Genomic DNA, 9,080 nt, shown 5'->3' with positions numbered 1-9,080 from the left:
GCTCGATGGTCGACAGGCGGTGCGCGATGACGAAGGTGGTGCGCCCTTGCATCAGGCGTTCCAGCGCGGCCTGGACCGCGCGTTCGGATTCGGTGTCGAGGGCCGAGGTGGCCTCGTCGAGGATCAGGATGGGAGCATCCTTGTAGATCGCGCGGGCAATCGCCACGCGCTGGCGCTGGCCGCCTGACAGGCGCGAGCCATTGTCGCCGATGCGGGTCTCCATGCCTTGCGGCAGGCCTTGCACCACGTCGGTCAGGTGCGCGGCTTCCACGGCAGCGAGGATGCGCGCCGGATCGGGCGACTGGTCGCCATAGGAGATGTTGGCCGCCAGGGTGTCGTCGAACAGCACGGTGTTCTGGTTGACCATGGCGATCTGCTGGCGCAGGCTCAGCAGCGAGATCGATTCGATGTCACGGCCGTCCAGCAGGATCTTGCCGGCGGTCACCGAATGGAAGCCGGGAAGCAGGCTCACCAGCGTCGATTTGCCGCCACCGGACATGCCGACGAAGGCCACGGTCTCGCCGGCGCGTACGCGCAGGTTGATGTTCTTGAGTGCCTGCTGCTCGTGGCCGGGATAGGAGAAGCTCACATCGACCAGCTCCACTTCGCCCTGCGCACGCTGCTGCAGGGCCTCGCCGGTGACGCGCTCGGGAGTCTTGTCGATCAGCTTGTAGACTTCTTCGGCGGCGGCCATGCCGCGCTGCAGGGGGCCATTGATTTCGGCCAGCTGCTTCAGCGGAGCCAGCAGCATGAGCATGGCGGTGATGAAGGAGACGAAACCGCCGACGGTGATCTGGCCATTGCCCGACTGGATCAGCGCCATCACGATCACGATGGCCACGGCACAGGCCGTCATCAGCTGCGTGATCGGCACGGTCGACGAAAACGCGGCGGTCATGCGCATGGTATAGCGGCGCAGGTTTTCGGCACGGTCGTGGAAACGCTTCTTTTCGTATTCGTGGCCACCGAAGATCTTGATCACTTGCTGGGCGCGCGTGGTTTCCTCGATCAGCTGGGTCAGTTCGGCGTTCACCGCGAGGGAGTCACGGTTGAGCTTCTTGAGCCGCTTGCCGGTGGCGCGTACCACGATCGAGACCAGCGGCAGGAGGACCAGGGTCACGATGGTCAGGGTCCAGTTCAGGTACAGCAGCCATCCCAGCAGGCCCAGTACGGTCAGGGCGGAACGCAGGATGGAAGTGAAGACCTTGGTCACCATGTCGATGATCTGCTGCACTTCAAACATCATCGAGTTGATGACCTTGCCGACCGTGTTGGTGGCATAGAAGTGAATGGGCAGATCCAGCATGCGCGCAAACATCTGGCGGCGCAGCTCGTTGAGGATGCGGGTGGAGACCCAGGTCATCATGTAAGTACTGGTAAAGGTGGCCATGCCGCGGATCAGGAAGATGCCGATCACCGCTGCCGGCACCAGCCACAGCGAGAACGTGGGTTTGCCCACGAAGCCCTTGTCCAGCAGCACCTGGAAAATATACGGCACCACCGGTTCGGTGGCGGCGGTCACGATCATGCCGAGGAAAGCCAGCGCCAGGCGCTTCTTGTAGGGCCAGTGCAGCGCGGCCAGACGCTTTATGTTGTTGGACAGCATGGGGTATTCCTTGCTTGCAGGTGATGCAGAGTTCGAAAAACAGAGATTATGCCGTGTTCACCGGCCTCAGGGGCGTCTTGAAATGCACTGGCGCGTTATCTGGCGTTAAGGAAGAGGATCTGTGACTGCACAGGAGGCAAAGTCTGGTACATCTGGCCTGACCTGGTGTTCTTTCAAGTTTGTACGATCAGCAATACGCTTTCGCCCTTGTTCCGTGCATTCACGCATAGCTGGCACAGGGAATGCAGAAACGAGTAGAGACAATGTGAGCCTTCGCCGTCCTCTCCATACCGCACACGTGGATCGCTCGCCGGAGCGCTGGTCAGGATTGGTTGGTGGATGTCGTCGGCCAATTCATCGGCTGAACATAAATCGCTGAAAGTGTCTTCCGCCAGTTCGTCCACATGTGCGCTGGACCAGTCGAACAAGCGCGTGATGGCCTCGGCCAGAGTGGGAAGGGCCTGATCCTGCAGCTTTATCGCTTTCCAGCGGGACCACTCGGTGATCTCACCTGCATCGTTTTCCCACGTATCAGGAGCTTCCCACGCATACGCGATGTCCTCGGCACCGTATAGCACCCTGAGGTCATTGATTGCGCTGGCTTGGGCCAACTCTTCGATGATCGCCGCCATCCATCCGTTGCGGCTGCCGTTGGTGACCTGTGCCAGCATCTCCGGCGTATCCGCTGTCACCTGAACGGGAGCATCGCCTGGTTCGGCCTGGCTGAGCCATTGGTCAATGCTGGTACCGTGCAGCGCAAAATCGCGCGGTTTCAGATAAGCAAAGTGGAAAAGATCGTTGGACATCGCTGGGTACTGTCTATGAGCGCCTGTGCTGATTACATCAGGATGATGTCGTACTGCTCCTGCTGATAATCGCTCTGAACCTGCAGCGACACCGGCTTGCCGATGAAATCGCCCAGCATGGCCAGGTGTTGCGATTCCTCTTCCAGGAACATGTCCACCACCACCTGCGACGCCAGGATGCGGAATTCGCGCGGATTGAACTGCTTGGCCTCGCGCATGACCTCGCGCAGGATCTCGTAGCACACCGTGCGCGGCGTCTTGACCTGGCCGCGTCCCTTGCAGGCCGGGCAGGTCTCGCAGAGGATGTGGGCCAGCGATTCGCGGGTACGCTTGCGCGTCATCTCCACCAGCCCCAGCGTGGAGAAGCCCGAGACCGAGATCTTGGTGCGGTCGCGGTGCAGCGCCTTGCCCAGTTCGGCCAGCACGGCGTGGCGGTGCTCCGTGCTCTCCATGTCGATGAAGTCGAGGATGATGATGCCGCCCAGGTTGCGCAGCCGCAGCTGGCGCGCAATCGCGTGCGCCGCTTCCAGGTTGGTCTTGAAGATGGTGTCGTCGAAGTTGCGGCCGTTGACGAAGCTGCCGGTGTTGACGTCGATCGTGGTCATCGCTTCGGTCTGGTCGACGATCAGGTAGCCGCCCGACTTCAGGTCCACGCGGCGGCCCAGGGCGCGCTCGATTTCCTCTTCCACGCCATACAGGTCGAACAGCGGACGCTCGCCCCGGTAGTGCATCAGCTTGGGCAGCACCGAGGGCGTATAGATGGCACCGAACTCCTGCAGCATGTGGAAGTTCTCGCGCGAATCGACCTGGATGGTGGCGGTCTGGTCCGAGACGAAGTCGCGCAGCACGCGCTGCGCCAGCGACAGGTCCTGGTGCAGCAGGGTGGGTGCCGGCTTGGTCTTGGCCTGCTTGATGATGGTGGCCCAGGTGGTGCGCAGGTATTCCACGTCCATCTGCAGGTCGCTGTCGGAAGCATCCTCGGCCATGGTGCGGATGATGAAGCCGCCTTTTTCCTCAGGTGGCAGCAGCGCCTGCACCTTGCTGCGCAAAAGTTCGCGCTCGGCTTCGTTCTCGATGCGCTGGGAGATGCCGATGTGCTTGTCCTGCGGCAGGTAGACCAGCATGCGCCCGGCAATCGAGATCTGCGTCGACAGCCGCGCCCCCTTGGTGCCGATGGGGTCCTTGATGACCTGCACCGTAATGGTCTGGCCATCGTGCAGCAGTTTCTCGATGGGAATGGCCGGCGCGTTCTGGCCGTCGTGCGGACGGGCTTCCCAGATGTCGGCCACGTGCAGGAAGGCGGCGCGCTCCAGGCCAATGTCGATGAAGGCCGATTGCATGCCCGGCAGTACCCGCACCACTTTGCCCAGGTAGATGTTGCCGGCCAGGCCGCGCGAAAGGGTGCGCTCGATGTGCAGTTCCTGCACGGCGCCTTGCAGGATCAGCGCCACGCGCGTCTCCTGCGGCGTGATGTTGATGAGGATGTCTTCGCTCATAGGATGCGAACGCCCGCTTGTTGTAATAGTTGAGCCGTCTCGAAGAGCGGCAGCCCCATGATACCGGAATGGCTGCCCACGATATGGCTGATGAAGACCGAGGCCAGCCCCTGGATGCCATACGCGCCGGCCTTGTCGTAAGGTTCGACGGTATTGCAATAGGCGGCAATGGCCTCTTCGGTCAAGGGCGCAAAGCTGACGTCGGACTGCTGCACGATCTGCCAGACCTCGGTTTCCACCCCGAGGGTCAGCCCCACGGCCACGCTGGTCAGGACCTGGTGGGTGCGGCCGGAGAGCAGGGTGATCATGCGCACGGCTTCATCGTGATCGGCCGGTTTGCCCAGGATCAGGTCGTCCACCACCACGGTGGTATCGGCCGCCAGCAGCGGACGATGCGGCAGCTGGCGCAGGATCATGGTCTGCTGGGCGCTGTCGAGCTTGGCGCGGGTGACGCGGGCGACATAGTCCAGCGGGGCTTCGCCGGGCAGGACGCTCTCGTCGACTTCCTTGTCCGAGAGCATGAGTTCGAAATCGATGCCGATCTGGCGCAGCAGTTCGCGGCGGCGCGGGCTTTTCGAGGCGAGGTAGATTTTGTGGTCCGCTTGTTTCATTGAGCCAGGGATGTCAAGAGCCGGTACCGGATGGCAGGAAGCCGGCGGTGGACGCCGTCAGGCGCGGTGATACGGATGGTTCTGCGTGATCGACCAGGCGCGATAGAGCTGCTCGGCCAGCATCACCCGCACCATGCCATGCGGCAAGGTCATGCTGGAGATGCGGATGAGCGTATCGGCCCCGGCCTTGAAGCCGGGATCGAGCCCGTCAGCCCCGCCGATGACGAAGGCCACGTCGCGCCCATCCTGCTGCCACTGCTCCAGCTGCTGGGACAACTGCACCGAAGTCCAGTCGCGTCCGCGTTCGTCCAGCGCAATCACGCGCGCGCCCTTGGGCAGCGCCGCTTCGATCTTCTCGCGCTCCTGCGCCATCACGGTTTCGGCCGTGCGGCTGCCGGAGCGTTCGACGGGTTTGATTTCCTTGAGGATGATCCGGCATTCCGGTGGCATGCGCTTGGCATACTCCTGGAAGCCGGTTTCTATCCACGCCGGCATCTTGTGGCCGACGGCCGCGATGACCAGCTGCATCAAGCCTTGCTGGTGCGCTTGGCGGCCGGCTTCTTGGCGGTCTCGCTCTTGGCGGGCGCCACGCGCACGGTCTTGCCGGTCGGGGTCTTGGGCGCAGCGGCCTTGCGGGTGGTGCCGGCCTTGGTGGTGGTGGTCTTGCTGCCGGCTGCCGTACCACGGGTGGTGGTGGTCTTGGCCGCCGTGGTCTTGGTGCCGGTAGTACGGGTGGTGCGGGTCGTGCCGGCAGCAGCGCGGGTACCGGTGGTGCTGGTGGTCGTCGCGCGCGGCTTGCGGGCCGGCTTCTTCGGTGCGTCCTCGTCGTCGTCCAGGGCCTGGCTGGCTTCGACGGCTTCAGCCTGGGCGCGGGTGCGGCGGGTCTTGGGGGCCGGGGCTTCGTCGACGGCGGCGCGCTTGGCGGCAGCCGAAGTGCCGGTGCGCTTGGCCGCGCCCAGCTTGACTTCCTTGTCGCCCCAGATTTCTTCCAGACGGTAGTAGGTACGGATGGCCGGCTGCATGATGTGCACGATCATGTCACCCAGGTCGACCAGCACCCATTCACCGGTGTCTTCGCCTTCGACGCTGACGACGTTGCCGCCCTTGGCCTTGACCTTGTCGCGCACCGAGGCGGCCAGCGCCTTGGTCTGGCGGTTCGAGGTACCGGAGGCGATGGCCACGCGGTCGAACAGGGAGGTCAGGTGCGAGGTGTCATAGATGCGGATTTCTTGCGCCTTGACGTCTTCCAGAGCGTCCACGACCAGGGTTTGCAGTTTTTTGATGTCCATTATGAATTTCGGTACAGATGTTGTTGTTCGATATAGTCTAGCACCCTGCCCGGGATCAGCGAATCGGGTCGGGTGCCGCGTTGCAGCTGGGCACGGATTTCAGTCGACGAGATATCGACCGCCAGCCCGAGGGCCAGGTAGCCGTATCCGTGCGTGGTGCTGCGGATCTCTTGCGGCGCAGCGCTGCGCCGCTTGAATTCGTCGCGCACGGCCGGCGGCACGTGCGCATCGGCCAGCGCGAAGCCGGGCCGGGAGGCCGCGCACAAATGCGCGTACTCGAATAATTCCTGCCAGTGCTGCCAGGTGTCCAGGTGCTGCAACTGATCCGCGCCCATCAGGAACACGATGGACACCTCCGGCCCCAGCTCCGCGCGCAGTGCGCGCAGGGTATCGATGGTATAGGTCGCGCTGGAGCGGCGGATTTCCTGCTCATCGATGACCACCGGTACCTGCTGCTGGCCGAATGCGCGCTTGACCATCTCCACCCGGTCCGCCGCTTCGGCCTGCAGGCCGTGCTTCTGCCACGGATTGCCGGTGGGGATGACGCGCAGCTCATCGGGCTGCAGCAACTGCACGAAATGCTCGGCCAGCAGGACATGGCCATTGTGCACCGGATCGAAGCTGCCGCCGAGCACGGCAATGCAGCGCTGCGCCGCAGGCGGCACCATTACAGCCATTCCTTGTGGACCAGGAAGTCCGAATACAGTGCCGCTTCCGGGCTGCCCGCCTCGGGATGCCAGTCATAGCGCCACTTCACCAGCGGCGGCATGGACATCAGGATGGATTCGGTGCGTCCGCCGGATTGCAGCCCGAACAGCGTGCCCCGGTCGAAGACCAGGTTGAATTCCACATAGCGCCCCCGGCGATAGGCCTGGAAGTCGCGTTCACGCTCGCCGTAAGGCATTTCCCGCCGCGCCGCCACGATGGGCAGGTAGGCGTCGAGGAAGGCATCGCCCACGCTGCGTTGCAGGGCGAAAGCCTGCTCGAAGGGCAGGGCGTTGAAGTCATCGAAGAAGATGCCGCCGACGCCGCGCGGCTCCTTGCGGTGCTTCAGGTAAAAATAGTCATCGCACCATTTCTTGAAGCGCGGATACAAGTCCTCGCCATAGGGCTGCAGCGCATCGCGGCAGGTGCGGTGGAAGTGGACTGCATCTTCCTTCACCCCGTAGTAGGGCGTGAGGTCCATGCCGCCGCCGAACCACCAGACGGCTTCTTCGCCTTCCGCATGGGTGGTGAAGAAACGCACGTTCATGTGCACCGTCGGCACGTAGGGATTGCGCGGATGCAGCACCAGCGACACGCCCATCGCTTCCCACGCGCGGCCCGCCAGTTGCGGACGGTTGGCCGCGGCCGAAGGCGGCAGGTTCTTGCCCATCACGTGCGAGAAACCGACGCCGCCACGCTCCAGCAGGTTGCCTTCTTCCAGCAAACGCGAGGTGCCGCCACCGCCTTCGGGGCGTTCCCAGGAATCCGACAGGAAAGTCTTGCCATCAGCGGCTTCCAGCGCGGCGACGATGCGCTGTTGCAGGTCCTGCAGGTAAGCCTTGACGGCAGCGGTGTTGGTGGCGGCGTTGGAATGGATGGTCACGGCGGGTCGCTCTGATGCACGGTTACTGGACGGAAATGCGTTCCAACCCGCCATTGTACCTTGACAGCCCCAGCCTGGGGCGTCAAAAGCCGGTCCGCAGGCGATGCCGGACCGGCGTTGTGGGGCAAAGGCCTCAGTTTTGCGGCGGCTGGGCCAGTGGCACGGCCACCTGGTAAGTCGCTGGCGCCGGCCAGCCTTCCTTCAGGCAGACCTCGGCGATGGCGTTCTGCACGTCGTTGTAGACCTGGCCGAAATTGGGCGTGGGCGCATGCACGCGCAGGGCGATCAGGGTGCCGGTGGCATTGAATTCCTGGATCACGATGCCCGGTGCCGGCGTCTGCAAGACGTTGGGAATGGCCTTGATGCGTTCGGAAAGCTTGGCGATGGCCTGCTGCGGATCGACGCTGTAGGCAATCTGGCAACGCAGGTCGGTGCGGCGGGTAGCGTTGACGTTGTAGTTGATGATGTTTTCCGAGAACAGCTTGTTGTTGCCGATGATCACGCGCAGGTTGTTGTCGGTGGTGATGATGGTGGTCACCAGGCCAATGTCGGAGACCGTGCCGGTCTGGCCGGCGGCGGTGATGTAGTCGCCCACCTTGAAGGGACGCAGCACCACCAGGAAGATGCCGGCCGCAAAATTGGACAGCAGGCCCGACCAGGCCACACCCAGTGCCACGCCGACCGCGCCGATCATGGCCGCAAAGGATGTGGTCGGGATGCCGCACACTTCCAGGATGCCCATCACCAGCAGCACGCGCAGGATCACGTGGATGGCCGAACTGGCGTAGTTGACCAGGGTGGTCTCGAACTGGCGTGCGGTCAGCACGCGGCGCACGATCTTGGAGAGGGTGTTGATGAACATGCCGCCGACGATCCAGATGACGATGGCGGCAATCACCTTGAGCCCGAAAGGCACCAGGTAGAGGTTGATCAAAGTTTCAAAATTGAGCAGGTGGTCTGGCATCGATATGTCCTTTTCTTCTGGGAATGCGGGTCGTGGCGGGGGCATGCTGCCCGGAAACGCCCGTCGTGCTTAGGCTGCGGAGGCGTCATTTTGTTGCAGTGGCACGGCAAGTGCCGCGCATGCCTTCCAAATGAAATCCCCCGCAACACACACGGCGTTGCGGGGGATGGAGACGGCATGCGGCCCGGCTTAGCGCTTCAGGGCGCGCCAGCCGATGTCGCGGCGCATCTGCGAACCGGCGAAGTGGATCAGGTCGGCAGCATCATAGGCGTGCTTCTGCGCGACCTTGACGCTGTCACCCAGGCCCACCACGCACAGCACGCGGCCACCGTTGGTGGTCAGCTTCTCGCCATTGAGGGTGGTACCGGCGTGGAAGGTGACGCAGTCGGCGGTCTCGGCCGGGATGTCGGTGATGAGGTCACCCTTGCGCGGTTCTTCCGGATAGCCATGGGCTGCCATGACCACGCCCAGCGCGGTACGGCGGTCCCATTCCAGTTCGATCTTGTCCAGGGTGCCGGTGACCGCGTGTTCGAACACGGTCAGCAGGTCCGTCTTCAGTCGCGCCATGATGGGCTGGGTTTCGGGGTCGCCCATGCGGCAGTTGAACTCCAGCGTCTTGGGGTTGCCTTCGGCGTCGATCATCAGGCCCGCATACAGGAAGCCGGAGAACGGGATGCCATCCTTGGCCATGCCCTGCACGGTCGGCACGATGATCTCGCG

10 protein-coding genes are annotated in these 9,080 nt (G+C 63.4%); all 10 read right to left on the bottom strand.

Features of this window, described 5'->3' with window-relative positions:
• Positions 1-1,606: lipid A export permease/ATP-binding protein MsbA (gene msbA / locus B3873_RS25595; RefSeq protein WP_286869913.1), on the bottom strand; the 1,606-nt coding region annotated here is incomplete at its 3' end.
• Positions 1,607-1,779: 173 nt separating this feature from the next.
• Positions 1,780-2,412 (bottom strand): hypothetical protein, encoded by a 633-nt coding sequence (locus B3873_RS25590; protein ID WP_286869911.1) that lies wholly within the window; start codon positions 2,410-2,412, stop codon positions 1,780-1,782.
• A 32-nt stretch (positions 2,413-2,444) separates the two neighbouring features.
• Positions 2,445-3,908: a ribonuclease G gene (gene rng / locus B3873_RS25585; protein ID WP_039784404.1), complete on the bottom strand. Its 1,464-nt coding sequence runs from the start codon at positions 3,906-3,908 to the stop codon at positions 2,445-2,447.
• Positions 3,905-4,519, bottom strand: a complete 615-nt coding sequence (locus B3873_RS25580; protein ID WP_209534144.1) for a Maf family protein — start codon at positions 4,517-4,519, stop codon at positions 3,905-3,907. Before B3873_RS25580 ends, rng begins: the two co-directional genes overlap by 4 nt.
• A gap of 57 nt (positions 4,520-4,576) precedes the next feature.
• A complete protein-coding gene (gene rlmH, locus B3873_RS25575; RefSeq protein ID WP_039784406.1) occupies positions 4,577-5,047 on the bottom strand; it encodes a 23S rRNA (pseudouridine(1915)-N(3))-methyltransferase RlmH in 471 nt (156 codons plus the stop codon).
• Positions 5,047-5,808 (bottom strand): ribosome silencing factor, encoded by a 762-nt coding sequence (gene rsfS / locus B3873_RS25570; RefSeq protein WP_034336324.1) that lies wholly within the window; start codon positions 5,806-5,808, stop codon positions 5,047-5,049. The genes rlmH and rsfS overlap by 1 nt, the downstream gene beginning before the upstream one ends.
• A complete protein-coding gene (locus B3873_RS25565; protein WP_209534143.1) occupies positions 5,808-6,476 on the bottom strand; it encodes a nicotinate-nucleotide adenylyltransferase in 669 nt (222 codons plus the stop codon). The genes rsfS and B3873_RS25565 overlap by 1 nt, the downstream gene beginning before the upstream one ends.
• A complete protein-coding gene (gene hemF, locus B3873_RS25560) occupies positions 6,476-7,396 on the bottom strand; it encodes an oxygen-dependent coproporphyrinogen oxidase (protein ID WP_286869907.1) in 921 nt (306 codons plus the stop codon). The genes B3873_RS25565 and hemF overlap by 1 nt, the downstream gene beginning before the upstream one ends.
• Positions 7,397-7,529: 133 nt before the next feature.
• Positions 7,530-8,360, bottom strand: coding sequence for a mechanosensitive ion channel family protein (locus tag B3873_RS25555; RefSeq protein ID WP_276841562.1), 831 nt, complete (start codon positions 8,358-8,360; stop codon positions 7,530-7,532).
• A 189-nt stretch (positions 8,361-8,549) separates the two neighbouring features.
• Positions 8,550-9,080: phosphoribosylamine--glycine ligase (locus B3873_RS25550; RefSeq protein ID WP_286869906.1), on the bottom strand; the 531-nt coding region annotated here is incomplete at its 5' end.

This window comes from Herbaspirillum sp. UBA812 (assembly GCF_002296545.1).
GTDB classification, from domain to species: Bacteria; Pseudomonadota; Gammaproteobacteria; order Burkholderiales; family Burkholderiaceae_D; genus Herbaspirillum; species Herbaspirillum huttiense.
Note: the sequence above shows the minus strand (reverse complement) of the source record. Positions and strands in the feature narration are given on the sequence as shown.

What these genes read in the sequence shown, in the direction of transcription:
- B3873_RS25590 (WP_286869911.1), bottom strand. Translation starts at nt 2,412, where the DNA reads ATGTCCAACGATCTTTTCCACTTTGCTTATCTGAAACCGCGCGATTTT.
- rng (WP_039784404.1), bottom strand. Translation starts at nt 3,908, where the DNA reads ATGAGCGAAGACATCCTCATCAACATCACGCCGCAGGAGACGCGCGTG.
- B3873_RS25580 (WP_209534144.1), bottom strand. Translation starts at nt 4,519, where the DNA reads ATGAAACAAGCGGACCACAAAATCTACCTCGCCTCGAAAAGCCCGCGC.
- rlmH (WP_039784406.1), bottom strand. Translation starts at nt 5,047, where the DNA reads ATGCAGCTGGTCATCGCGGCCGTCGGCCACAAGATGCCGGCGTGGATA.
- rsfS (WP_034336324.1), bottom strand. Translation starts at nt 5,808, where the DNA reads ATGGACATCAAAAAACTGCAAACCCTGGTCGTGGACGCTCTGGAAGAC.
- B3873_RS25565 (WP_209534143.1), bottom strand. Translation starts at nt 6,476, where the DNA reads ATGGTGCCGCCTGCGGCGCAGCGCTGCATTGCCGTGCTCGGCGGCAGC.
- B3873_RS25555 (WP_276841562.1), bottom strand. Translation starts at nt 8,360, where the DNA reads ATGCCAGACCACCTGCTCAATTTTGAAACTTTGATCAACCTCTACCTG.